This window comes from Helicobacter didelphidarum (assembly GCF_003364195.1).
Taxonomy (GTDB): Bacteria; Campylobacterota; Campylobacteria; order Campylobacterales; family Helicobacteraceae; genus Helicobacter_A; species Helicobacter_A didelphidarum.
The window spans coordinates 1-405 of record NZ_NXLQ01000224.1 but is presented as its reverse complement, the minus strand read 5'-3'; the positions used below and the strand labels follow the sequence as shown (position 1 = coordinate 405).

General features: G+C 28.4%; 1 protein-coding gene. It reads right to left on the bottom strand.

Going from position 1 to position 405, the window contains the following annotated elements; translation table 11 throughout:
- Nucleotides 1–405, bottom strand: a 405-nt coding sequence (locus CQA53_RS13020; RefSeq protein WP_181882489.1) for a hypothetical protein, incomplete at both ends; no start/stop codon positions are given.

Here is a 405-nt window from a genome sequence, read left to right as displayed (position 1 = left end):
TATCTCTAGCACCTCTTCTCTACTTAAAGATTGAGGCTTTAATATTTTTACATCTTTTTTATTCTTGTTTTTATCAATAATTTGTTCTATTTTAGAATATATGTTTTTAGCTTTAGCAATTATCTTTTCAGATTTCAATATTTTTGCTTGTGGTAGTATTGTGATGGCATTTCCTAAAGCTTCTTTATACTCATTAGCACTTAAGTTTTCATAGGCTGATTGTAGAGAGCTTAATGGTAATATTTCATAGAGAATATCTTTTGCTTCATTGAGTAAAGTATTGAGTTCATCATCATTGTTGTTATTTGTATTATCGTAACTATATTTTGTGCTACCATTGTCATTATCTGGTAATACTATCTCTATAAACTCTCCACTATCATCTTGTGTCTCTATCCTTATGAC